We start from the raw sequence: 24,403 nt of genomic DNA, 5'->3' as shown, positions 1-24,403 counted from the left end.
GCAGATCAGAAAGGCAGGGGCTCGCCCGAAGCGCCGATCAGGAAGTGGCCGGCGGTAAGGGCCTGGAGGAAGCCGTTGCGATAGGTCTGCATGACGTTGCTCCGGTCCCAGCCGCCCGTCGGCCACGCCTCCCACAATTTGCGCAGCCGGACAGTGTCGATGACCTCGCCCGCGACCGGGCTTGCGACGATCGCCTCGACCAGCGCCTGGAGCCGGTCGCGGTCGGCGCTGAGCGTGAGGTGCCAGTCGGAACCCTGGTAGCCCTTCCTCGGTGCCCGCAGCACGTCCTGCGGCAGGCGATCGCCGAGCGCTGCAAGGGCGAGCGGGCGACGCCCGCTTGGTCCCATGACCATCTCGACCGGAAGAGACAGAGCGAAGGCGATGAGGCGGGGGTCCGCGGTCGGATCGCGCTCCTCGACCTCGGAGGAGGCCTTTGTCCCCGCGCGATACTCGCCAAAGTCCATGGCGGCGAAGGCATGGCGCGCATCGTCCCGCCAGCTGCGCGCGGTGGCGTCATGCTCGGGAGCGAAGGCGGGGGTAAGCAGGGGCGATGGCGAGGGCTGCAACCGCTCGCGAACCCAGGGCGAGAGGAAGGTCGAGGCGAGGATACCCTGCCAGCGCGCGCCGTGAACGGTGCGGAGCGAATGCGCGGCTGCGAGCCATCCGCCCATGCCGCGTTCCTGCCACAGGCTGCGCATGGCGGCGATCGGCCCGGCGCTGATCGTCCAATTGCCGATCTCGCCGGTGAGGATCACCTTGGCCCCGTTCGCCACGGCTTCGCGCCGGATGTGCGAAAGCCACCCATGGTTGCAGAGATTGAACTTCGGCCGCTCATGAAGGCGAAGACCGTCGGCAAGCTGGTCGAGCGGCGAGGACCCATCCGGCTCAACCAGTCGGTGACGGATGGAGGAGTGGAGGCTTGCCGTCCGTGCCGCGAGGGGGCCCTCGTCGGCGAGCAAGGCGCCCGCCTGCACACGTGCGAGTGCGCTGGGCACGGCTGTGAAGGCGAACAGCGGACCGTCATGCAGGCGCGCGGCGGTCGCGCTCACCGCGCCACTGTCGAGGCCGCCGCTGAGATGGGTGGCTAGCGGCGCACTCCGGGGCGGCAAGCGGGTGGCGACCGCATCGTCGAGCTTGCGGCGATAGGCCTCGACATATTCTTCGAAAGATCGGCAACCGTCGTCCCGCTCCTCGGGCTTCCAAAAGGCGCGCTCCTCCACGCCGTTGGGGGTCACGATGACGTAGTGACCGGGCGAGACGCGCTGGACCTGATCGAAGAAGCTGTGGGCGCGGGGGTGCTGGCCATTGGCCATGAAGCCGGCAACCGAGGCGAGGTCCGGTGCTCGCGCTACCTCGCCCGACGCGTGGAGGCCGCGCGGCATCGAGGCGAAGGTGAGACGCTGGCCCCGGCGGCTCCAGAACAGCGGCCTCTGACCGAGCGGGTCTCGAGCCAGCACCAAGGTGCGCGATCGCGGGCGGTACCAGGCGAGGGCAAAGTCGCCCTCGATCCGGGCGAGCGCGTCGGTTCCCCACCGCTCGAGGGCGAGGTGCACGAGTGCGGCATCGGTGAGCTCCGTCGGCGGCGAGCCGAGTGCGCGCGTCAGGTCCGGGCGGTAGTCGAGCCGCAGGTCGGCCACGACCAAGGAGGGCTCGGGCGAGGACGACACATGGCCGTCGCCGACGGCTCCGCAGGCGAAGTCCAGCTCTTCAAACAGGAGCGGGGATGAGAGTTGGCGCGGCGAAAGCGCGTCTAGCGCGGCACGGCAGGCATCGGCAGGGCGCCCACGTCCGGGTCCGGAGATGCCGGCAATCATCGGAAAAGGTCAGCTCCCGGCATCACTGCCGGGAGCTTGTAGTGCATCGATATCGAAAGCGGCAGGGCTGACTTAGCTGCCCTGGAACCCGCCGCCGCCGTCGGCGACGTTGCCGCGCTGGCTCTCAGCCGAACCGGCGACCATGCGGGTCAGGACCGGCTTCGACCACGGCTTCTTGGCGGTCGGGACACCCTTGGCGTCGCTCTTCTCTCGGTTGTTGATCATGGACATCTTCCTTCGTTGAATTCTTAAATCAGTCTTTGACTGACCCGGCTAACCGGTGGAGGTTCCGGTCAGCGCCCGGAGGCTCTGACCAACGGTGCAACAAACAGGCCAAGCACCTTCCATCCGCCATTGTTCTGCTCGAACAGCAGGTCGAACCCGATCGCGACCGGTCGCAGCGGATACACGCCCTTCGCGCGCAACACGCCGCCGGTCACCGTCGGGGCACCCTCGTAGATCGGTGAGATGATCAGGGTGTTCGACAAATCGACCTGATTTGCCCGTAGGTTACGGAAGGTTGCGGCAAGCTGTACCTCGGAGTTGGTCCGCTGAAAGCTTTCCGATCCGAGCGCCCGAAGAACGCTGTAATTGCCAGTGCGATTGGCCTGATCGATGGCGATCAGGGTCGACCAGACGAGCTTGTCGGCAACCAGACGATCCATCAGCTCGCCCGGGCGTTGCGCGGGCTGTTGCTGGGCCGTCGCTTGTTGTGTCGCCGCCTGCGCCCCGTGCACCGGTGCGAGCAGGACCAGAAGTCCTGCCCACACCGATGAGGATCGGCCGACGTTGGTCAGACGAGCACGGGTGATCGTAGCGACCCCTTGCTTACCAGGCGTGCTGGAAGCCGGCACGAGCACCGATCTTGCCGGAGTCGAAGCCGATGCCGATGCCGCCGGTCAGCGCCGAACGCTGGCCGACACGCGCCGCGAAGGAGGCGGTGCCGCCGACGCGGTTGCCGAAGTAGCCGAGGCCACCGGCAACGCCGAAGCGGGCATCGCTCGGGAGAACCGGGCTTTCCATCGCGAGCGCCATGGCGACACCCTCGTTGGCGCGGCGGATGTCGCGGCGATTGACGTTGGCAAGGTCGAACAGGGTGGTCTGGTTGGTCTGCAGCGTTCCGACCTGGCCCTGAAGGGTGGTGACATTGTTGACCAGCGTGGTGTTGGTCGAGACGATGCCGTTGGCATCGGTCTGCAGGATGCCCGCGCCGTAGCCGCCGAGGCGGACGGTCGAACCGGCGGCGCCGATCGAAACCTGATTGGCGGCGGTGGTGGCAGCGCCGGCACCGATCGCGGTCGAGCCCGCGAAGGCAGCGGTCGCACCGGAGCCGACGGCGGTGGCGTTGGCGGCGCTGACCACCGTGCCCTGGCCGAGCGCGGTGCCGTTGGTGCCGGCCGCGGTCACGTTGGCGTTACGGCCGATCGCGGTGGAGTTGGCCGCGAGCGCGCTCGCGACGTCGCCGACGGCGGTCGACTGGAGGCCGGTCGCGGCGGCGAAGTCGCCGAGCGCGGTCGAGAAGTTGCCCGAGGCAACGGCGCGATCGCCGAGCGCGGTGGCCGAGGTGCCGGTCGCCTGAGCGAGATTGCCGACGGCGGTGCCGTTGACTCCGGTGACGGCCGTGTTGGCGCCGAGAGCGGTACCGTTGGTCGCAGCCGCGCTGACGTTGGCATTGCGGCCGAACGAGCTGGCGTTGGTCGACAGGGCGCTGGCAGCGTCACCCACGGCAGTGGCCTGAAGGCCCTGCGCCGCGGAGAAGTCGCCGATCGCGGTCGAGAAGTTGCCCGACGCGAACGCGCGGTCGCCATAGGCCGACGACGACGTGCCGGTCGCAGTGGCGAGATTGCCGGTCGCGGTGGCGTTGGCGCCGGTCGCGTTCGAGTTGGCGTTGCAGTTCACCTGCCCGGCCACACCCGTTACGCATTGGGCAGCGGCTGGAGTCGCTGTGGTGAAAGCCAGCGCCGCAACACTGACGCTGAGAGAAACTGCGAAACGCTTCATATTTGATCCCCTTCTGCTCGGCTCATGCGAGCCCGACCGCCACAAGCCGTGGCGTCCGCGTGGGGTTGAATGGATTTTGAACGCCTTTGTTTCCTCCGATGTGGTGCTTATCGGAAGGTGTTGCTTAAAGGCATCAGTGCTTGATGGTAGCTCGCAAGGGAGAGCCTCGCCGGAAAGGCGTCCGGCAAACGAGATCGCTACCGCAATGGGCAGATTATCTCGCGGTTCAGAGATGCCCTTGCGCGAGGCGCATCAGGACGACTGCTCCGAAGCTTCCACCTTCGACGAGCCGATAAGCTCCCCGATGGTCCTGGCCAATTTCTCGAGCGTAAAGGGCTTGGTGATGAGCGACATGCCCGGCCCGAGGAAGTCGGCCAGGGTGGTCTCATGTCCGGCATAGCCAGTGATGAACAGGATCGGCAGGTCGGGGCGGGTACGACGCGCTTCGTCCGCAAGCTCGCGACCGTTTATCCCCGGCATTCCAATGTCCGAGATCATCAGGTCGATGTGCTCGCCAGAGGCAAGGCAGGGGAGGGCCTTGGCCGGATCGGCGATCTCGATCGCCTCGTAGTCGAGCTCCTCGAGCACTTCGCGCACAAGCATCCGCACGGCGTCCTCGTCCTCGACCACCAGCACCCGCTCGCCCGCTCCCTTGCGGGCCGCGGGCTGCACTCCACTTTGCGGCACCGGCGCCGACCGAGTGGTCGGAAGGGTGAGCGCGATCGTGGTGCCCGCGCCCGGCTGACTGTCGATCCGGACGGTTCCGCCGCTCTGCTGGGCAAAGCCGTAGACCATCGAGAGGCCAAGGCCGGTGCCTTGTCCGATCGGCTTGGTCGTGAAGAAGGGCTCGAACACCTTCTCGAGCACCTCGGGCGGCATCCCCTGTCCGGTATCGGCGACCGAAATCAGCAGAAACTCACCGGCGATCACGCCCTCCAGGGGGACGGCGCGGGCCGCCGATATCACCAGATCTCCCCCGTCGGGCATTGCGTCGCGCGCATTCACCGCGAGGTTGAGGATGGCGTTCTCGAGCTGGTTGGAATCCGCCAGCACCAGCGGAAGTCCGTCGGGAATGTCGAGCCGCAGCCGGACATTTTCTGGCAGCGCGTGGCTGACGAGCTGCGCCACCGATTGGAGGATGGCGGCGACATCGAGCGGCTGCGGGTCGAGCGGCTGGCGGCGCGCGAAGGCGAGCAGGCGGTGGGTCAGCGCCGCCGCCCGCTCGGCCGAGCCAAGCGCCGTGTCGAGGTAGCGGTCGATCCCGTCCATCCGGCCATCGGCGATGCGCCGGCGCATCATGTCGAGCGAACCGATGATCCCCGTCAGCATATTGTTGAAGTCGTGGGCGATCCCGCCGGTGAGTTGGCCGACCGCCTCCATCTTCTGGCTTTGCCGGAGCGAGGCTTCGGCCCGCTCGCGCTCGGCGACTTCTTCCTTGAGCCGGCGCATCGCTAGTTCGAGTTCGGCGGTCCGCTGGCGCACTTGCACCTCGAGCTGGTCGGCGGCATCGGCCAGCGCCAACCGCTGCTGGTGCAGGTCGACGAAGACGCCGACCTTGCTGCGCAGGACGTCGGGCTCGATCGGCTTCTGGATGAAGTCGACGGCACCCGCCTCATAGCCGCGGAAGCGCCGGTGCGTGTCTCCGCTCCCGGCGGTCACGAAGATAATCGGAACCCGCCGCGAGCGTTCGTTGCCGCGCATGAACTCGGCCAGTTCGAACCCGTCCATGCCCGGCATCTGAACGTCGAGCAGCGCCAACGCGACGTCGTGCTTGAGCAGCAGCTCGAGCGCCTCCTCGCCCGAGCGCGCACGAAGGAAGGTGAGGTGATCGGTCCTCAGCAGCGCCTCGAGCGCAAGCAGGTTCTCCGGGAGATCGTCGACGATCAGAAGCGGGACGGGCCTCGCGGCAGTCATCGGCTGCCCACGCTCAGCAGGTGCTCGGCAATGGCGTCGAGCGATAGGGCCCTCGCGGCGGAGCAACGGGCAAGGGCGGCGGACGGCATCGCGGCGGCATAGGCGGTCGAAGGCTCCTCGACCAGCACCCGTCCTCCGGCCTGCTCGATCGCGCGTGCGCCGCGCGACCCATCCTCATTGGCTCCGGTGAGGACGATCGCGAGCACGCCCGCCCCAAGGCTGTCCGCTGCACTTTCGAACAAGACGTCGATCGACGGCCTCGAGAAGAGGACCGGCTCGTCGGCGGAGAGCGCGACGGTAAGGCCATGCTCCACCAGCAGATGGTAGCCGGGCGGCGCGAAGTAGACCGTCCCGGGCGCGATCGCCTCCTTGTCGTCCGGCTCGACCACGGCCACCGCGCACTTGGCCGAGAAGAGGGTGGTCAGCCCCGACGGGGCGGCCGGGACGTGCACGACGATCAGGATCGGAAGCGGATAGTCGGCGGGCAGTCGCGGGAGAAGGTCCGACAGCGCCTGCACGGCCCCCGCCGAGGCACCGATCACGATCGCGGTCGGCGGCGCGGCGCTCACCTCTCGCTCCGCTGGTAGATCTTCTCTTCGCGGACGAAGTCGGTGAACGCCTCGACATGGCTCGAGAAGCGCAGCGTCTCCTTGGAGCCGAGCCCGAGGAAACCGCGTCTGGTGAGAGAGTCCCGGAACAGTCCGACAGCGCGGTCCTGCAGCGGACGGTCGAAGTAGATCATCACGTTGCGGCAGGACACCAGCTGGCACTCGGTGAAGACTTCGTCGCTGACCAGGCTGTGGTCGGAGAAGACGACCTGCGCGCGCAGCTTCTTGTCGAAAACCGCGCGCCCGTAGGCGGTGGTATAATAGTCGGCGAGCGAGGTCTTGCCGCCGGCCTGCTGGTGATTGCGGGTGAAGAGCGCGATGCGGTCGAGCGGATAGACCCCGCTTCGGGCGATCTCGAGCGCCTCGGGGTTGATGTCGGTGGCATAGATGAGGGTGCGGTCGAGCAGCCCCTCCTCAAGCAGCATGATGGCGAAGGAATAGACTTCCTCGCCATGGCTGCAGCCGGCGATCCAGATCTTGAGGCTGGGGTAGGTGCGAAGGTGCGGCAGCACCTTCTCGCGCAGGGCCCGAAAGTAGCTTGGGTCGCGGAACATCTCGCTGACTTGGACGGTCAGATAATCGAGCAGGCGCCCGACCATCTCGTCGCTGTGGAGCAGTTGTTCCTGCATCGCCGAGAAGGTGTCGAAACCCAGCTGGTCACGGGCCTGGCGGAGCCGGCGCTTGATCGAGGCCCGAGCATAATGGCGGAAGTCGTAATGGTAGCGAAGGTAGAGGGCTTCCAGCAGAAGCTGGATCTCGATGTCCTCGACCGGCTCGGCGGGCGCTTCGTTCACCGCGGCATCCACACCCGGACCAGCGACAGCAGTTTGTCGACGTCGAGCGGCTTGGCCATGTAATCGCTTGCTCCCGCCGCCAGGCACTTCTCCTGGTCGTCGGGCATCGCCTTGGCGGTCAGCATGATGATCGGAAGCTTGCCCCAGCGATGGTCGTCGCGGATCCGCCGGGTTGCCTCGAGACCGTCCATCACCGGCATCATCACGTCCATCAGGACGAGGTCGATCGGCGCCTCGCCGTTCTTGTTCCCGAGCGCGTCGAGCGCTTCCTGCCCGTTGCGGGCGATCCTGACCTTGGCTCCGCGCGGTTCGAGGATGTTGGTCAGGGAGTAGACGTTGCGGACGTCGTCCTCGACCACAAGGATCGTTCGGCCCTCTAGCAAGGCGTCCCGGTGACGAGCCTGCTGGATCATCTTCTGCTGCTCGGGCGGAAGCTCCGAGACGACCTGGTGGAGGAAGAGGGTGACCTCGTCGAGCAGCCGCTCGGGCGACTTGGCGCCCTTGATGATGATCGAGTTCGAATAACGGCGGAGGCGCTGCTCGTCGGCCTGGCTGAGATCGTGCCCGGTATAGACGATCACCGGCGGGAAGCTGTGGTCGCCGTCCTTGCTCAGCGTCTCGAGCAGCGAGAAGCCCGAGGTGTCTGGCAGCGACAGGTCGAGAACCATGCAGTCGAAGGTCTCTTCGCTCAACAGCTTGAGGCATTCGGCCGCGGTGCCGGCGCCGACGGTCTCGATCTCCGGTCCGGCGAGCAGCTTGGCGACCGCGTCGCGCTGCCGTTCGTCATCCTCGACGATCAGAACGCGCCGCATCGTGCGGGTCAGCTGGGCTTCGAGCGTCTCCAGCGCATGGGCGAGCTCCTCGCGCTTCACCGGCTTGACCAGATAGCCCATCGCGCCGAGCGAGAAAGCCGTCTGGGTCTGGTCGCTGGCCGAGATGACGTGGATCGGAATGTGACGCGTCGCGTCCTCGCGCTTCAGCCGGTCGAGGACGGCGAGACCCGACTGGTCCGGAAGCCCGAGATCGAGGACGATCCCGCTCGGCTTGTGCTCGCGCGCCAGTTCGAGCGCCTCTTCGGCGGTCCCGGCGACGAGGGTCTGGAACGCGGCCTCGCGGGCGATGTCGCGGACGATTCCGGCGAAGGTGCGGTCATCCTCGACGATCAGCAGCACTCGGCGGCCGCCGCCGAGATGGTCGCGGTCGTCTTCGAGCGGAGCCGAACGGACCGCCTGCTTGCGCTTGGGCATGGCCGGCTGCGGCGAGGCGGCGAGCGGCGCGGACTTCGCGGGGGCAGCGGCGGGCTCGGGCCGGGCCGCGACCAGCGCCGGATCATAGTCGACCGGGATGGTGACGGTGAAGCGGCTTCCGCGGCCCGGCTCGCTCTCGAGCGCGATGCTTCCGCCGAGCAGTCGGGCAAGCTCGCGCGAGATGGACAGCCCGAGGCCGGTCCCGCCGAACTTGCGGTTGATCGATCCGTCGGCCTGGCGGAACGCCTCGAAGATGGCTTGCTGCTGTTCGGGCGCGATGCCGATCCCGGTATCGGACACGGTCAGGGCGAGGCGGTCGCCTTCCGCCTTCGCGATGCCCAGCGTGACCGTACCCTTTTCGGTGAACTTGAACGCGTTGGCGAGGAGGTTCTTCAGGATCTGCTCGAGGCGCTGGCGATCCGAAACGATGTCGGCGGGCGCGCCATCGCCGATGTCGATCGCGAAGGTCAGGCCGCGCTCGGAAGCGATCGGATCGAAGGTCCGCTGCAGGTCCCTGACCATCCGCGAGATCGCCATTTCTTCCGGCCGGACCTCGACGTGGCCGGCCTCGATCTTGGACAGGTCGAGAATGTCGTTGATGAGGTTGAGGAGGTCATTGCCCGACGCCTGGATGGTGCGGGCATATTGCGCCTGCTCGTCGGTCAGATTGCCGTTCGGATTGTCGCCGAGCAGCTTGGAAAGGATGAGCAGCGAGTTGAGCGGGGTGCGCAGCTCATGGCTCATGTTGGCGAGGAAGTCCGACTTGTACTGGCTGGCCTGCTCAAGCTCGCGAGCCTTCAGTTCGACCGCCGCGCTCGACCGAGCGATGTCGTCGCGCTGGTGCTCGAGCAGCTGCGCCTGCTCCTCGAGCTGCGAGTTTGTCTGTTCGAGCTCGACCTGCTGCTGCTCGAGCCGCACCGCCGATTCCTTGAGCGCGCGGCCCTGCTCTTCCAGTTCCTCGTTGGAGACCTTGAGCTCCTCGCTCTGGACCTGCAGCTCCTCGGTCTGGCGCTGCGTCTCCTCGAGGAGCATCTGGAGCTCGGTCCGGTACTTGGCCGAGCGAAGCGCGGTGCCGGCGGGCTGGGCGACATGCTCCAGCAGCTCGAGCACTCGGTCATCGACCGCCTTGAGGAAGCCCAGCTCGACCACTGCGTTGACCAGCCCATCGGCGCGGAGCGGCGCGATCACCAGGTGACGCGGCACATCGCTTCCAAGCGCCGAGCCGATGGTGAGATAGCCCTCGGGCACGTCGTCGATGATCATCGGCGCGCCCTCGGCCGCGACCCGCCCGAGCAGGCCTTCGCGAAGGGCGAAGCGCTGCGGCACCTTGGCTTCCGACGGGACCCCGAGCGTCGCCATCTGCTGGAAGACGCCATGCTCGCCCTTGAACAGGACGGCAGCCTGGGCGCCGGTGTAGCTCGTCAGGTAATCGACGATGTCGCCGCTGAGCCCGCGAACGTCCTTGTCGCCGAGCATGGCCTGGCTCAGCCCGACCTCTCCCGAGCGCAGCCACAGCTGGCGGCGCCGGAGCTGCATGGCGCGGTGGTTGAGGAAGCCGATGGCAAGCGTCAGCCCCATGCCGAGCAGGGCTGCGAGGATGGTGCTGAGGATCGCTGACTGGAAGGCCGCGTCGCGCTGATCCAGCCGCGAAAGGCGGGTTCGCCGCTCCTCGGCGCGCAGCTGGGCGATCCGCGCCCTGACCGCGTCCATTTCGGCCTTGTCGCGATCGGCATCGATCGTCGTCAGCGTGCCTTGCAGCCCCTGCGTGCGCCTGACCTCGATCGAGCGGGCAAGGCCGGCGAACTTGGCATCCACCTGCGGCCGAAGCGCGCGCAGATTGGCCTGCTGCGCCGGATCGTCATGGGTCAGCCGGTCGAGGCTCTGGAGGCTTGCCACGCTTCGCGACTGCGCATCGCGATAAGGCTGGAGAAAGGCAGGGTCGCCGGTCAGCAGATAGCCGCGCTGTCCGGTCTCGGCGTCCTGCATCGCGGACAGGAGGTCGCCGAGCCCGGTGATGACCTCATGGGTGGTCGCGACCCGGTCGGTCTCGGTGCGGACCGACTGAATGTTGAGGTAGGTGACGATCCCCGTGGCGAGGAAGAAGAGGAGGGCGGCGGCGATACCGGCCAGCGTGCCCAGGTTCGAGCGCATGCCAAGGGCATCCTCTTGGTTCTTCTTCATGGGCGCGGCAAATCCGGAATGAACATCGATTGCAGCGCGTTTCCATGACCCACGCGATTGCGCAACCGTCAATCGCCTTCAGGCGCGGATCGAGCCGGCCTCGAACATGGCCTCAATCTGCCGGCGAGCGCTCGTTGAGCCGGTAGCCCACGGCGGGTTCATTGATGATCATCCTCGGCGAAGCGGGGTCCTGCTCCAGCTTGAGGCGCAGCCCGCGCGCGGCGACGCGAAGGTATTCGAGGTCGCGCTCGTGCGCCGGACCCCAGATCGTTCGCAGCAGATGGGCATGGGTGAGGACCTTGCCAGGCTGGCGGGCAAGTTCGGACAGCAAGGCATATTCCTTGGGGCGCAGGTGCACGTCCTCGCCAGCCCGTGTCACCCGCCGCTTGTCGAGGTCGATCGCGACGTCGCCGATGGTAAGCAGTGGATCGCCGCTGGCCGAGACCGTCCGGCGGAGCGCGGTCCGCACCCGCGCCAGCACTTCTTCGGTGTCGAACGGCTTGGTGACATAGTCGTCGGCCCCGAGGTCGAGCGCGGCGACCTTCTCGGCGGTGGCCTCGCGCGCGCTGACCACCAGCACCGCGACCGCGCGCGCCTTGAACAGCGGGATTAGCTCGAGTCCGTCGCGGTCGGGCAGGCCGAGATCGAGCAGAACGAGCGCCGGTTTGTCGATCTCGAGGGCACCGAGCGCCTCGCGTCCCGACTCCGCCTCGACTACCGCATGCCCCGACCGCTCCAGCGCCCCGCGCAGGAGGCGCCTGATGGCGGGCTCGTCGTCGACGATGAGGATCGGGGCCGCGCTCAGCATTGCTGGGTTTCCCGGAGCAGGCTGGCTTCGGGGAAGGTGATGGTGAAGACCGCTCCCGTGCGATCGGTGCGATTGGCCGCGGTCGCGGTAAGGTTCATGCCACCGGCGAAGCCACGCACGATGGCAAGTCCGAGCCCGGTGCCGCCGACCCGGTCCGATCCCTCGAGGCGGGCAAAGGTCTCGAAGATGCGATCCTCGCTGCCGGGCGGAAGGCCCGGTCCTTCGTCGATGATCTGGAGCTCGATCGCGCTCGCCGTGCGCCGCCCGGCGACGATGATCGGACTTCCGCCCGGGCTGAATTTGGCGGCGTTCTCGATCAGGTTGACGAGGCACTGGTGGAGCAGCCGCTCGTCGGCGCGGACGAGGGGCAGGTTGGGTGGCACCTGAAGCTCGAGCGGATGGTCGGCGAGCGCGGAGCGGAGATCGTGGACCGCGCTCGCCACCGCTTCGGTGAGGTCGACCGCGGTCAGCCTGAGGTCGAGCGCACCGCTTTCCACCCGTACCATCTCGAGCAGGTTGGCGACGAAGCGGTTGAGCCGCTGGGCTTCGCGCTCGATGATCGCGGTCTCGGACGAGGCCTGTCGGCGGCGGAGTTCCTCAACGGCGGCGAGGATCGACGTCAACGGGGTCCTGAGGTCGTGGCTGACCGAGGAGAGCAGCGCCGCCTTGAGCCGGTCGCGCTCCTGGAGCTTGGCGACGTCCGCCATCTCCTCCTCGAGCGCGACCCTGCGGAGCGCCAGCGAGGCCTGATCGAGGACACTGACCAGCAACTGATGCTGGTCCGAGCGGAGGACATCGCCCTGGCTCGTCCCGCCGAGGCCGAGGACCGCGAGCACCCGCCGGTCGGTCGCGATCGGGTGGAACTGCCAGTCGGACGAGGTCAGGGTTCCCGATCCACGGCCGGTCGCCTCATTCTTCTCGAACGCCCATTCGGCCGCTGCGAGGTCGAGGGTGTCGAGGCGCGGAAGGGCGGGCGCGCCGGCCGTGAGCCGGACCGAGCCGTCCACGTCCCGTGAAAGGAAGATGGCGTCCAGCTGAAGCAATTGGGCGGCCTCGCGGGCAAGCACCTCGCCCAGGGAAATGCGGTCGGTGACCCCGGTCAGATTGCGTGCGATCCCGGCCAGCGCGCTGTTCTGCGCGGCGCTCTTGCGGGCGATGGTCGCCTGCGCCTGCACCCGCGCCGCAAGCTGGCTGACGACGATCGCGACCCCGAGAAGGACGAGGAAGGCGACGACATTCTCGGGATCACCGATGGTGAAGGTGTAGAGCGGCGGGATGAAGAAGAAGTTGTAGCACAGGCTCGAAATGACACCCGTTGCAATGCCCGTCCGGAGGCCGAAGCGCATCGCCGCGATCAGGACCGGCACGAGGAACAGCATGCCAATGTTGCTGACGATCCCGATGCTTCCGGCCAGGTGTCCGATCCCGGTCACCGCCGCGACCGCGAGCGCGGACCAGAAGTAGCCGGCGGGAGAGCCCCAGCGGCCCGGCCGGCGCTCCTGCGGCACGGGAGCGGCCCCTTTCACCAGCGGCAGCACATGCACGGCGATGTCGGGCGTCTCGCGCACCAGCCGGTCGACCACCGAGCCGTGCCGAAGCTCGAACCAGCGCGAGCGGGCCGACTTGCCGACCACGATCTGGGTGGTGCGGGCGTCGGCGGCGTAGCGCTTGATGCCCTCGAGCACCGTCTCCGCCGGTGCCGAGACGACCTCGCCCCCGAGCCGCGAGGCGAGCTGCATCGTCGCCGCGAGCCGCTGTCGCTCGACATCGCCGAAGGTCGCCGTCCGCGCGGTCTCGACGTGGAGGGCGACCCACGGCGCACGCAGGGCATCGGCCAGCCGCTTGGTCGCGCGGACAAGGCTGTCGGCACCGGGAAGCTCGCTGACGGCGACGAGGACGCGCTCGCCGGCAGCCCATTTGCCGGCCAATCCGCCCGCCGCCGTGTCGACGAGGATGTCGCGGTCCACTCGCTGCGCGGCCTGGCGCAGGGCGAGCTCGCGCAGCGCCGACAGGTTGGAGCGGGAGAAGAAGTGGCCGAGCGCGCGCGAGGCCTCGTCCGGCACATAGACCTTGCCGTCCTTCAGGCGCTGGATGAGTTCGTCGGGCGGAAGGTCCACGACCTCGAGCTCGGCCTGCTCGATGATGCTGTCGGGCACGGTCTCGCGAACCCGTACCCTGGTGAAGGAGGCGACGAGGTCGTTGAGGCTCTCGACATGCTGGATGTTGACCGTCGTGTGGACGTCGATCCCCGCCGCGAGCAGCTCCTCGACATCCTGATAGCGCTTGGGATGGCGGCTTCCGGGCGCATTGGTGTGCGCGAGCTCGTCGACCAGCGCCAAGGCCGGACGCCGGGCAAGCAGCGCGTCGAGGTCCATCTCCTCGAGCTGGCGGCCCTGATAGGCCAGTGTCTGGCGGGGGAGGATCTCGAAACCGGCGGTCAGCGCCGTCGTCTCGGCCCGGCCGTGGGTCTCGACCACGCCGATCACCACGTCGACCCCGGCGCGACTCAGACCGGCCGCGTCCGCCAGCATCTCGTAGGTCTTGCCGACCCCCGGCGAGGCACCGAGGTAGACCTTGAGGCGCCCGCGCTCGTCCCGCCGCACCTGCCGCAGCAGCGCGTCGGGGGAGGGTCGAGGGGCATCGCCGGCGTTCACCGCCCGGCTTGTGCCGCCGCCCGGTCGAGTTGTCGATTGAGGAGCAGGACATTGACCCGCGGCTCGCCGAGCAGCGGCCGCTCGACCGAGCCCGCTACCATGGCGCTGAGCGCCTCGACGCCCATGCCGCGCGCCGCCGCGACCCGCGCGACCTGCGCCATCGCATTGGCCGGGGAAATGTCGGGATCGAGCCCGGAGCCGCTTGCCGTCACCATATCCGCGGGCACCGGTCCGGACACGCCCTCGGTCCGGGCGGCCGCGATCCGCTCGGCGATGGCATTCTTGAGGTCGGCGCTGGTCGGGCCGAGGTTCGAACCCGAGGATGCCGCGGCATCATAGCCGTCGCCGGCGGCCGACGGGCGACCGTGGAAATAGCGGGGGCTGGCGAAGGTCTGGCCGATCAGGCTCGAGCCGATGATCCGGTCGCCCTCGCGCAGAAGGCTGCCGTTCGCCTGGGTCGGCAGGGCGACCTGCGCCACGCCGGTCACGGCGATCGGGTAGACGAGGCCCAGCAGCAGCGTGAATGCCAGAAGCAGGACGAGGGCGGGGCGGATGGCGGACGAAAGGTCGCGAAGCATATGTAAGCCTCCTCAGGCGAGGTGCAGGCCGACGACGGCCATATCGATGAGCTTGATTCCGACGAATGGGGCGACGAGGCCGCCGAGCCCGTAGACGGCGAGGTTGCGGCGAAGGATGTCGCCGGCCGGCGCGGGCCGGTAGCGCACTCCCTTGAGCGCCAATGGCACCAGCAGGGGGATGATCAGCGCGTTGAAGATGATCGCGCTGAGGATCGCGCTTTCGCTGCTCCCGAGCCGCATCACGTTGAGCATGCCGAGCGTCGGATAGAGCGCGACGAAGATCGCCGGGATGATCGCGAAATATTTGGCGACGTCGTTGGCGACCGAGAAGGTGGTGAGCGCGCCGCGGGTCATCAGCAACTGCTTGCCGAGCCCGACCACCTCGATGAGCTTGGTTGGGTCGCTGTCGAGGTCGACCATGTTGCCCGCCTCGCGCGCGGCCTGGGTGCCGGTGTTCATCGCGATCCCGACGTCGGACTGGGCGAGTGCGGGCGCGTCGTTGGTCCCATCGCCGCACATCGCCACCAGCCGCCCGCCGGTCTGCTCCTTTCGGATGAGCTCAAGCTTGTCCTCTGGAGTGGCCTCGGCGAGGAAGTCGTCAACCCCGGCCTCGGCCGCGATCGAGGCGGCGGTGAGGGGATTGTCGCCGGTGATCATCACCGTCCGGATCCCCATCGCACGAAGCTGGGTGAAGCGTTCGCGCATCCCGGCCTTGATGATGTCCTTGAGGTGCAGCGCGCCGAGCAGGCGGCCGTTCTCCGCCACGGCCAGCGGGGTGCCACCGCTGCGGGCGATCTCGTCGGTGATCCGCTTGAGTTCGGTCGCGGCCGGGCTGTCCGCGCCGCCGGCGGCCTTGAGGATCGAGTCGACCGCGCCCTTTTCGAGCCGCCGGCCATCGATGCGAAGCCCGCTTAGGCGGGTCTGCGAGGTGAAGGGGATGACTTCGGCGCCGGCCGGCATCGCGCGCGGAGCCACTCCGTAGCGCTCCTGCGCCAGCGCGACGACCGAGCGGCCCTCGGGCGTCTCGTCGGCGAGGCTGGCGAGATAGGCCGCTTCGGCAAGCTGGGCATCGCTGACCCCGGCAAGCGGGCGGAACTCGGTGGCGTGGCGGTCGCCGAGCGTGATCGTTCCGGTCTTGTCGAGGAGCAGGACATCGATGTCGCCAGCGGCCTCGACCGCGCGACCCGACTTGGCGAGCACGTTGAATCGCACCAGCCGGTCCATCCCGGCGATCCCGATGGCCGAGAGAAGGGCTGCGATCGTGGTCGGGATGAGCGTGATCAGAAGCGCCGCCAGCAGCGGCACGCCGATTGTCCCGCCCGAATAGGCCGCGAGGCCGGGAATGGTCGCGACCGCGATGAGGAAGATGATGGTCAGCCCGACGAGCAGGATGGTGAGCGCGACCTCGTTCGGGGTCTTCTGTCGCGACGCCCCTTCGACCAGCGCGATCATCCGGTCGAGGAAGCCTTCGCCCGGCTCCTGCGTCACCCGCACCTTGATCCAGTCGGAGATGACCCTTGTCCCGGCGGTCACCGCCGACCGGTCGCCGCCGGCCTCGCGGATGACGGGGGCAGATTCGCCGGTGATTGCCGCCTCGTTGACCGACGCGACGCCCGCCACGACCTCGCCGTCGGCCGGGATGAGGTCGCCGGTCTCGACCAGCACGATCTCGTCCACCATCAGCTGGGTGGCGGGGATCTTGCCGTAGGTGTCGCCGACGCCGAGCAGGCGCTTGGCCCACAGTTGCGACTTGGTGTCGCGGAGCGAAGCGGCCTGCGCCTTGCCACGGCCCTCGGCCAGCGCCTCGGCGAAATTGCCGAACAGGACGGTCAGCCACAGCCAGGCGACGAGCTGAACCTGGAAGGCGATGCTCCCGGTGCCGTGGCCAGTGACGAGCAGAGCGGTGAGGAGCAGCGCGACCACGCCCGTGGTGAACATCACGGGGTTGCGGACGAGCTGGCGAGGATCGAGCTTGCGGATGCTCTCGACGAGCGCCGGCAGGACGAGCGCGGCGCTGAACATCGAGGTCGGTTCCGAGACGGTGCGGGACATGGGGAGTGCGTCCTTCAGAAGGTTTGGCCGCTGATCATCGCGAGATGATCGGCGACGGGGCCAAGCGCGAGGCTCGGGAGGAAGGTCAGGCCGCCGAACACCAGCACCAGCCCGGCGAGGAGCCCGATCCACAGCGGACCGGTGGTCGGGAAGGAGCCGGCGCCCTCGGGCACGTGGCGCTTGGCGGCGAGACTTCCGGCGATCGCCAGCACCGGCACGATGATGGCGAAGCGCCCGACGAACATTCCAAGCGCCAGCGTGTAGGCCCACCAGCCGTTGCTCGCGGTCAAGCCTCCGAAGGCCGACCCGTTGTTCGCGACCGCAGAAGTGTAGGCATAGAGTGCCTCGCTGAGCCCGTGCGGGCCGCTTTCCTGGAGCCCCTCGAGCCCGGCTGGAAGGACGAGCGCGAGCGCCGTCAGTCCGAGGATGAACAGCGGCAAGACCGCAATGGCGAGCACCGCCAGCTTGACCTCGCGCGCCTCGATCTTCTTGCCGGCATATTCGGGGCTTCGGCCGACCATGAGCCCGGCAATGAAGATGCCAAGGATGACATAGAGGAGCATCCCGTAGAGGCCCGCGCCGACGCCTCCGACGATCACTTCGCCGAGTTGCATGTTGAACATCGGCACCAGCCCGCCGAGCGCGGTGAAGCTGTCGTGCATCGCGTTGACCGCGCCGCACGAGGCCGCCGTGGTGACGGTCGCGAAGAGCGCCGAGGCGGCGATCCCGAAGCGGGTCTCCTTGCCTTCCATGTTGCCTGCAGCCGGATCGATCCCGGCAGCCTGGTGGATCGGATTGCCCGACGCTTCGGCGATGTAGGTCACGCTGGCGCCGGCGGTGAACAGCAGCATCATCGCGGTGAGGATGGCCCAGCCCTGGCGGGTGTTGCCGATCGCCTTGCCGAAGCACCAGGTGAGGCCGGCGCCGAGTGCGAAGATCGACAGCATCTGCAGCAGGTTGCTGAGCGCGCCGGGGTTCTCGAAAGGATGGGCGCTGTTGGCGTTGAAGAAGCCGCCCCCGTTGGTGCCGAGCATCTTGATCGCTTCCTGGCTTGCGACGGGGCCGAGCGCGATTGTCTGGCGGGCGCCCTCCAGCGTGTCGGCGACGGCGGAGCCGGCGAACGTCTGCGGCACGCCGAGCGCGACCAGCACCAGCGCGTAGGCGAGCGCCATGGGAAGCAGGAGGTAGAGGGTCGAGCGGACGAGGTCGGCCCAGAAATTGCCGAGCGAGCCGCTCTCCCGCCGGGCGAAGCCGCGGATGAGCGCGAAGGCGACCGCCATGCCGGTCGCGGCCGAAAGGAAGTTCTGGACCGTCAGACCGACCATCTGCGTCAGGTGCGACATGGTCGTCTCGCCGCCGTAGCTCTGCCAGTTGGTATTGGTGACGAAGCTCACCGCCGTGTTGAAGGCGACCGGGAAGGGCACCGCCGCCATGCCGGTCGGGTTGAGCGGCAGGCTGCCCTGCACAAGCTGGAGCAGCAGCAGGAAGGCGATGCCCAGCAGATTGAAGACGAGCAGGTGCGCGGCATAGGCGCGCCAGCTCTGCTCGGCGCGGGTCACCGGGCCGCCGAGCGCAAGCAGTCCGCGTTCGACCGGCGCCAGCCAGCCGAGCAGGCGCGGCGCATGCCCCTCGTAGATGCGGTGAAGCCAGGGTCCGAACAGACGCGCCATGGCAAAGGTCAGCGCGATGAAACCGGCGATGAGCGTCCAGCCGGCAAGGGTCGTGTGGTGCATGGGAAAGGGCCTCAGAAGCGCTCGGGCCGCGCGAGCACGGCGAGCAGGTAGAGGAGGAGGGCTGCGGCCGTCAGCGCGCCGAGCCAAAGGTCGAGGGTCATGTCCGCACCGCCCCTTAGAAACTGGCGCCGAGCGACAGCACGACCGCGCCGTCGACGATGGTCTTCGTGGCGCCGGCGCGGCGAGCGTCTGCAGCGCCGATGTCCGTATCGACATAGGCAATGCCTGCGGTGAGATTCCGCCAGCTCGCGGCCGCGCCGAGCGACCAGTCGAGGTAGCTTCCGCCCGGAGTCAGCGTGGTGTCGCCCTTCGACCAACCGACGTGGCCGGTCAGGCTGACCGGGGTGCCCGCGATCGGCAGGCTGGTGTCGTTGAAGAGGTAGAGGTTGCTGTTGCCACCAATCGCCTTCTGCGCAGGCGCGAAGGCCGCGCCGACCTTGGTGGTCGCGGGTCCGACCGGAAAGCTGACGTTGGCGTAGGGCTCGAAGAACTCGAACGTGCCGCCCTTGCTGCCGGGGTAAGCGTAATAGAGCAGGCCCGCGTCGAGCGTCGCCTTGCCGACCGGAAGCTTGTAGCCGCCGTAGAGGTCGAGCTCGAGATTGGACCCGCCAAGCTCGCCGAAGCCGTCGAGCGACGACGCCCAAGCACCGGCATAGGCGCCGCTCCGATGGGTGAGGTTGATCGTGCCCTGGACGGCGGCTTTCTCGTCCGAAAGCGAAATGCCGCGGAACCGATATTGCGACACGAGGCTGGTGCCGCCGGTCACGCTCAGCGGAGGCTTTGTGGGCTCCCCGGGGGTTTGGGCCGCGGCCCGCAGGGGAAAGGCTGCGGCAAGGATCGCAGCCGTGGTCAGGTGATCGAAAACACGCATCGTGGACTCCGGGGGCCGGGTGGCCGACGGAAGGTCAGATGGCGAATGGTGCCGTTACAATGCCATGTGGCGAAACGCCGGAACCGTAAAACTTTCGTGCAAGAGCCAGGCGGGCATGCCGCCCAGCGTGAGTGGCCTCTCTTACGCGGCTGCCGGGCAATATTGCGCCAGATACTCGCCGTGGCCGGGCATGCGCTCGACGACGTAGCGCACCGACTTCTCGATCTCGTCGAACTCACCCCGAAGCTTGCCCTGGGGGATGCGCGCGGCCATCGGGTTATGCCCTTCCATCCCGATTCCCTGGCCCATCATCACCGCTGCCCAGCTGGTCTCGGTGAACAATTCGTCCTCCTCGCGGAAGATCTGGCCGTTCATCCGGAACAGCTCGACCTTCTCGGTCAGCGTGTCGGGCACGTCCATCGTCCGAACGTGATTCCAGAAGTCGGAATCGGTGCGCGCGGTCGCATTGTAATGGAGCACCAGGAAGTCGCGGATACGCAGATATTCCTTGGTCGTGAGGCGGTTGAACGCTTCTTCCTGGACCGGCGTGATGCCCTTCAGCGAAAGCAGGGAGATGAGCTTGTTCACGCCGGTGTTGATGAGGTGGATCGAGGTCGATTCGAGCGGCTCCATGAAGCCGGCGGCAAGGCCCAAAGCGACGACGTTGCCGTTCCAGAATTTCTTACGCCGGCCGGTGGTGAAGCGAAGGAAGTTGGGGTCGGCCTGAGGCTTGCCCGCGAGGTTTCCGGTGAGCGTCTCGAGCGCCGCGTCGTCGGACAGATACTCGCTGCAATAGACATGGCCGTTGCCGTTGCGCTGCTGGAGCGGGACGCACCATTGCCATCCCGCCGAATGGGCGGTCGCGCGGGTGAACGGAGCGGGCGGCGAGCCGTCCTCGCGAAGGCAGGGCAGGGCGACCGCGCGGTCGCAGGGTAGATAGTGGCGCCAGTCCTCGTATCCGGTCTTGAGCGCCTGCTCGATCAGCAGTCCGCGAAAGCCCGAGCAATCGACGAACAGGTCGCCGGAGACCACCGTCCCGTCCTGCATCGTCACCGAATCGACGAACCCGCTCTCGCCGTCGAGCGCAGTGTCCGAGACCCGTCCTTCGCGGCGGACAACTCCGCGCTTCTCGGCGAATCCGCGAAGGAAGCGGGCGTAGCGCGACGCGTCGATGTGGTAGGCATAATTGACCGGCGGCAGATCGTCGCGACGATAGTCCTCGGTGCGCGCGAACCTTCCGAAATAGGCCGCCATCGTCTCGAGGTTGAAGACCTGGATCGGACGCGGGTCGCCGAGTGTGCGGGCGCGATGCCAATGCTGCTGGAAGCCGACTCCGTCGATCGGATAGCCGTAGGCGCCGAATGGGTGGATGTAGCTGTCGCCCTGCTTGCCCCAGTTGACGAACTGGATGCCCAGCTTGAAGGTCGCCTGGGTCGCCGCCATCATCTCGCGCTCGTCGATCCCGAGCAGCTGGTTGAACTCGACGAACGGCGGGATGGTCGCCTCGCCGACCCCGACCGTGCCGATCTCCTCGGATTCAATTAGGGTGATCGAAAGGTCGTTGCCCTCGAGCAGGCGCGACAGGGCGGCGGCTGCCATCCACCCGGCGGTGCCGCCGCCAACGATGACGATCTGTCGAATAGGCTTCACGACCACTCCTCCCACCCAATCCGCTAGGCTTCGCCGAAGGGTAGGCGGGAGGCAAGATGTGAACGTTCATTATTTAGTTGAGAACGTTCACGCGTCGAGTTATCCAGTAAGTTGCTACGGGGGTGTGTGCTCCCCGTAACGTGCCTTATGGCAAGGGGGAGGTTCACTTGGTTCGTCGTCATCGGATCGGCTTTGGTGCAAGCCGTCTTTGCGCTCTCACCAGTGCTTCGGCTCTGGCGTTGATGGCGGCGCAGCCCGCCTTCGCCCAGCAGAAGGCGCCGGCCAAGACTCCTCCGACCGAGGAAGAGAAGGAAGCAACGACTCCGCCTCCGGAAAAAGACGCGAACGGCGAAGAAATCGTCGTCACCGGCTTCCGCGCCGCGCTCGGCAGCGCGCAGTCGCGCAAGCAGCGCGCCGACACCGTGGTCGACGTCATCACCGCCGAGGACATCGGCGCACTTCCGGACCGCTCGGTCGCCGAAGCGCTGCAGCGCGTTCCCGGAATCAACATCGGCCGTTTCGAAAAGACGAGCGATCCCGACCGCTTCTCGGTCGAGGGCACGGGCGTCATCCTGCGCGGCCTTCCGTTCGTCCGCTCCGAACTCAACGGCCGCGACATCTTCTCCGCCACCGGCGGGCGAGAGCTGAGCTTCAACGACGTCTCGCCCGAGCTGCTTGGCCGGGTCGAAGTCTTCAAGAACGTCACTGCCGACATGATCGACGGCGGCATCTCGGGGACGGTGAACCTCGTCACCCGCAAGCCGCTCGACAAGGGTGGCTTCCATATCGCCGGCACGGTCGAGGCCAATTACGGCGACATGGCGCGGAAGTGGACGCCGGGTGTTTCCTTCCTCGCCTCCAACACCTTCGACACCAAGATCGGCACCTTCGGGCTGCAGATCGGCTTTGCCGACTCCGAGCTCATTTCGCGCACCGATGCGTCGCAGCTGACCGATCCCTGCTATCGTGCGCAGACGCTCGACGGGCCGTGCTTGCGCGTTCAGTCGGCCACGTCGGGTGGGCTCGGCGACACCCCCAACTTTACCGAGGCGAATTTCCCGCCGCCCGGCACCGTGGTCGCCCCCAAGGGCGCCGGTGTCCGCACCACCGAACTCGACCGCAAGCGCCGCGCCTACAATGCGACGGTGCAGTGGGAATCGCCGGACGGCAGGTTCATCGCGACCGGCGAGTGGCTGCGTTCCAAGACCAGCTTCTTCACCGATGAATATGCGCTGCTCGCGCTGGTCAACGACGATGCCCTGTTCCCGGTCCCGCGCGCCGGAAGCACCTGGCAGTTCGACAGCAACGGGGTCTTCCAGAGCGGGATCCTGACCCAGCGCCCGGGCGATGCCTACGCCAACCCGTTCGGGCGGGGCGGAATCCCTCTTGAGAGCCTGCGCTTCCAGCGCGACGCCAAGGGCACGACCGAGGACTTCTCGTTCGACGCCAAGTGGAACGTCACCGATCGGCTTCGGCTCAACTTCGAGGCGCAGCGGGTCAAGTCGGATCTTAGCCGCAACTCGGTGATCGGTGCGATGAGCACTTGGGCCGACGTCGCGATCGATGCGACCGGCAAGACCCCGGAGATCAGCTTCCTCGCGCCGCAGGGTTCGCCCGCAGACTATTTCTCGAGCGGTTTCTACACCTATTACTGGTTCCTTCTCGACAGCATCGAGAAGAACGACGCCAAGATGAACACCCTGCGTGTCGATGGCGACTATGAGCTCAGCGAGACGGGCTTCCTCAAGAACGTCCGCTTCGGCGCGCGCTGGGCCGACCGCGATCGCACCACCCGCAACACCAACTTCAGCACCTGGGGCAACCTGTCCGCGCCGTGGGCCGGCCGCGCCGGCTGCGCTCCGTGGAATGCCGGGCCCAACTGCCCGTTCGTCCCGGGCCGCTTCTACACCGGCCTTCCGGGGCAGGAGTTCGCGATCGCCGGCGGCGCATTCGTGGACGATTTCCCGACCTATTCGCAGACCCGCAGCCCGTTCGGCGACCGCTTTCAGCGCGGCAACGTGCCGATCCCGATCCCGGGCGGCTCGGCCTTCTTCTTCGGCGGCGACGATTTCCTCGGCGAGTATCTCGCCGGCATCTCGAAGCAGCAGGCGGGGGCGATCAACACCTTCTCGCAGACCCCCAACCCGTTCTTCGGCGTGCAGGGGCGTTCCTACACCCAGATCGACGGCACCACGGTCGCCTGCACGCCCTTCTGCCCGCCGGAAATCTCCGAGGTGGGCGAAGTCACCAAGGCGGCTTACGGCCGGGTCGACTATGGCGGGGACCTCGGCGGCGGCATCAAGGTCGATGGCAACTTCGGCGTCCGCTACGTCCAGACCCGGGTCAAGACGACCGGCCTGATCGGCTTCCCCAACGGCTTCTCGTTCGACAACGGGCCGGGCGGCAACCAGAACGGCAAGGTCGAGGTCGCCGAGATCCTCGCTTCCTGCAACCAGACGCCCCCGGGGCAGTCGCTGCCGGGCTACTGCAGCCTGACGCCGGCGCGGCAGCAGGAATTCGCCAACGCCTTTACCGGCGAGTTCCTCAACGATGACCGGGCGATCACCTTCGATCACTGGCTTCCGAGCTTCAATGCCAAGTTCGACTTCGGTCGCGGCAGGCTGATCCGGGTGGCGGTGTCGAAGGGCATCTCCCGCCCCGAGCTGAACCTCTTTTCCTCGGGCGGCGGGATCAGCGACAACACCAACGACCTGCGCTCGTCGGGTACGCTTGCCAACGGTCCGCTGTTCCAGCTGTTCACCGGCAACCGCAACGTCCGTCCGGTGACCTCGTGGAACTACGACCTCTCGCTCGAATGGTACTTCGCGCGGGTAGGCTCGCTGACCGGCGCCCTGTTCTACAAGGACATCAAGGGCATCGTGAACGGCGGCGTCGACCTGCAGACCTTCACCAGCCCGAACGGGACGACCATCCCGGTCGAGGTCAACGGCCCGATCAACAGCAGCGGCGGCAAGCTCAAGGGCTTCGAACTCGCCTACCAGCAGGTCTATGACAAGCTGCCCGGCCTGCTCAGCGGCCTCGGTACCCAGCTGACCTACACCTATGTCGACGGCGGCGACTTCAAGAACACGCAGGTCGGCGGCGCCACCCGCAGCTCGTTCGCCTCGCAGCAGCCGCTGGCGGGAATCTCGAAGCACACGGTCAACGCCGTGCTGTTCTACGAGAAGGGCAAGTTCGCCGCCCGTACCGCCTACAACTGGCGGTCGGACTTCCTGATCACGCCGCGCGACGACATCTTCCCCTTCTCGCCGATCTGGCAGGAAGCGAGTGGTCAGCTCGACGCGTCGCTCTTCTATTCGCTCAACAAGCGGATCAAGCTCGGCGTGCAGGGCGTGAATCTCCTCGACGAGGTGACCCAGACGACCCAGGTCATCGACTTCGATGGCAACCGGGTGACTCGCTCGGCCTTCCGCAACGATCGGCGCTATACCTTCCTCGCGCGGTTCGATTTCTGATCGTCCTGCAAGGAGCGCGGGG

17 protein-coding genes are annotated in these 24,403 nt (G+C 67.4%); 1 reads left to right on the top strand and 16 read right to left on the bottom strand.

The window, feature by feature from the left end:
- Positions 1-5 precede the first annotated feature (5 nt).
- From ABD727_RS11265 to ABD727_RS11190, 16 genes are all read right to left on the bottom strand, one after another.
- Positions 6-1,667 (bottom strand): asparagine synthetase B family protein, encoded by a 1,662-nt coding sequence (locus tag ABD727_RS11265; RefSeq protein ID WP_344707480.1) that lies wholly within the window; start codon positions 1,665-1,667, stop codon positions 6-8.
- A gap of 219 nt (positions 1,668-1,886) precedes the next feature.
- Positions 1,887-2,039, bottom strand: coding sequence for a hypothetical protein (locus ABD727_RS11260; RefSeq protein ID WP_344707479.1), 153 nt, complete (start codon positions 2,037-2,039; stop codon positions 1,887-1,889).
- Between the two features lie 68 nt (positions 2,040-2,107).
- The gene (locus ABD727_RS11255) at positions 2,108-2,584 is read right to left on the bottom strand and encodes a hypothetical protein (protein ID WP_344707477.1); all 477 of its coding nucleotides are present in this window, start codon (positions 2,582-2,584) and stop codon (positions 2,108-2,110) included.
- A 58-nt stretch (positions 2,585-2,642) separates the two neighbouring features.
- Positions 2,643-3,815, bottom strand: coding sequence for a hypothetical protein (locus tag ABD727_RS11250; RefSeq protein WP_344707476.1), 1,173 nt, complete (start codon positions 3,813-3,815; stop codon positions 2,643-2,645).
- Positions 3,816-4,067: 252 nt separating this feature from the next.
- Entirely contained in the window at positions 4,068-5,729 is a 1,662-nt protein-coding gene (locus ABD727_RS11245) for a response regulator (RefSeq protein WP_344707475.1), read from the bottom strand.
- On the bottom strand, positions 5,726-6,298 hold the full coding sequence (locus ABD727_RS11240; RefSeq protein WP_344707474.1) for a chemotaxis protein CheB: 573 nt from the start codon (positions 6,296-6,298) through the stop codon (positions 5,726-5,728). The genes ABD727_RS11245 and ABD727_RS11240 overlap by 4 nt, the downstream gene beginning before the upstream one ends.
- Positions 6,295-7,143, bottom strand: coding sequence for a CheR family methyltransferase (locus ABD727_RS11235; RefSeq protein WP_425566790.1), 849 nt, complete (start codon positions 7,141-7,143; stop codon positions 6,295-6,297). The genes ABD727_RS11240 and ABD727_RS11235 overlap by 4 nt, the downstream gene beginning before the upstream one ends.
- Complete coding sequence (locus ABD727_RS11230) at positions 7,128-10,559, bottom strand: response regulator (protein WP_344707472.1); 3,432 nt, start codon at positions 10,557-10,559, stop codon at positions 7,128-7,130. The genes ABD727_RS11235 and ABD727_RS11230 overlap by 16 nt, the downstream gene beginning before the upstream one ends.
- Positions 10,560-10,671: 112 nt before the next feature.
- Positions 10,672-11,367 carry a response regulator gene (locus tag ABD727_RS11225; protein WP_344707471.1) on the bottom strand — a complete coding sequence of 232 codons (696 nt, stop codon included), beginning with the start codon at positions 11,365-11,367 and terminating at the stop codon, positions 10,672-10,674.
- Positions 11,361-14,021 (bottom strand): DUF4118 domain-containing protein, encoded by a 2,661-nt coding sequence (locus tag ABD727_RS11220; protein WP_344707470.1) that lies wholly within the window; start codon positions 14,019-14,021, stop codon positions 11,361-11,363. The genes ABD727_RS11225 and ABD727_RS11220 overlap by 7 nt, the downstream gene beginning before the upstream one ends.
- The gene (kdpC, locus tag ABD727_RS11215) at positions 14,018-14,599 is read right to left on the bottom strand and encodes a potassium-transporting ATPase subunit KdpC (protein WP_344707469.1); all 582 of its coding nucleotides are present in this window, start codon (positions 14,597-14,599) and stop codon (positions 14,018-14,020) included. The genes ABD727_RS11220 and kdpC overlap by 4 nt, the downstream gene beginning before the upstream one ends.
- Positions 14,600-14,611: 12 nt before the next feature.
- Positions 14,612-16,651 (bottom strand): potassium-transporting ATPase subunit KdpB, encoded by a 2,040-nt coding sequence (kdpB, locus tag ABD727_RS11210; protein ID WP_344707468.1) that lies wholly within the window; start codon positions 16,649-16,651, stop codon positions 14,612-14,614.
- A gap of 14 nt (positions 16,652-16,665) precedes the next feature.
- Positions 16,666-18,384, bottom strand: a complete 1,719-nt coding sequence (gene kdpA, locus ABD727_RS11205) for a potassium-transporting ATPase subunit KdpA (RefSeq protein ID WP_344707467.1) — start codon at positions 18,382-18,384, stop codon at positions 16,666-16,668.
- 11 nt (positions 18,385-18,395) lie between these two features.
- Positions 18,396-18,485: a potassium-transporting ATPase subunit F gene (locus tag ABD727_RS11200; protein ID WP_344707466.1), complete on the bottom strand. Its 90-nt coding sequence runs from the start codon at positions 18,483-18,485 to the stop codon at positions 18,396-18,398.
- Between the two features lie 14 nt (positions 18,486-18,499).
- Positions 18,500-19,255: a TorF family putative porin gene (locus ABD727_RS11195; RefSeq protein WP_344707465.1), complete on the bottom strand. Its 756-nt coding sequence runs from the start codon at positions 19,253-19,255 to the stop codon at positions 18,500-18,502.
- A 141-nt stretch (positions 19,256-19,396) separates the two neighbouring features.
- A complete protein-coding gene (locus tag ABD727_RS11190; RefSeq protein WP_344707464.1) occupies positions 19,397-20,905 on the bottom strand; it encodes a tryptophan halogenase family protein in 1,509 nt (502 codons plus the stop codon).
- Positions 20,906-21,147: 242 nt separating this feature from the next.
- Here ABD727_RS11190 and ABD727_RS11185 point away from each other — a divergent pair, with 242 nt between their 5' ends.
- Positions 21,148-24,381, top strand: a complete 3,234-nt coding sequence (locus ABD727_RS11185; protein ID WP_344707463.1) for a TonB-dependent receptor — start codon at positions 21,148-21,150, stop codon at positions 24,379-24,381.
- The last annotated feature ends 22 nt before the right edge of the window (positions 24,382-24,403 follow it).

The sequence above is a fragment of the Sphingomonas swuensis genome (assembly GCF_039538045.1).
In the GTDB taxonomy this organism is placed as follows: Bacteria; Pseudomonadota; Alphaproteobacteria; order Sphingomonadales; family Sphingomonadaceae; genus Sphingomicrobium; species Sphingomicrobium swuense.
This window is presented reverse-complemented; position numbering and strand designations above follow the sequence as displayed.

Excerpts from the sequence above, each read along its gene's own strand:
- ABD727_RS11260 (WP_344707479.1), bottom strand. The coding sequence starts at position 2,039 with ATGATCAACAACCGAGAGAAGAGCGACGCCAAGGGTGTCCCGACCGCC.
- ABD727_RS11250 (WP_344707476.1), bottom strand. The coding sequence starts at position 3,815 with ATGAAGCGTTTCGCAGTTTCTCTCAGCGTCAGTGTTGCGGCGCTGGCT.
- ABD727_RS11245 (WP_344707475.1), bottom strand. The coding sequence starts at position 5,729 with ATGACTGCCGCGAGGCCCGTCCCGCTTCTGATCGTCGACGATCTCCCG.
- ABD727_RS11230 (WP_344707472.1), bottom strand. The coding sequence starts at position 10,559 with ATGAAGAAGAACCAAGAGGATGCCCTTGGCATGCGCTCGAACCTGGGC.
- ABD727_RS11225 (WP_344707471.1), bottom strand. The coding sequence starts at position 11,367 with ATGCTGAGCGCGGCCCCGATCCTCATCGTCGACGACGAGCCCGCCATC.
- kdpC (WP_344707469.1), bottom strand. The coding sequence starts at position 14,599 with ATGCTTCGCGACCTTTCGTCCGCCATCCGCCCCGCCCTCGTCCTGCTT.
- kdpB (WP_344707468.1), bottom strand. The coding sequence starts at position 16,651 with ATGTCCCGCACCGTCTCGGAACCGACCTCGATGTTCAGCGCCGCGCTC.
- kdpA (WP_344707467.1), bottom strand. The coding sequence starts at position 18,384 with ATGCACCACACGACCCTTGCCGGCTGGACGCTCATCGCCGGTTTCATC.
- ABD727_RS11200 (WP_344707466.1), bottom strand. The coding sequence starts at position 18,485 with ATGACCCTCGACCTTTGGCTCGGCGCGCTGACGGCCGCAGCCCTCCTC.
- ABD727_RS11195 (WP_344707465.1), bottom strand. The coding sequence starts at position 19,255 with ATGCGTGTTTTCGATCACCTGACCACGGCTGCGATCCTTGCCGCAGCC.
- ABD727_RS11185 (WP_344707463.1), top strand. The coding sequence starts at position 21,148 with ATGGCGGCGCAGCCCGCCTTCGCCCAGCAGAAGGCGCCGGCCAAGACT.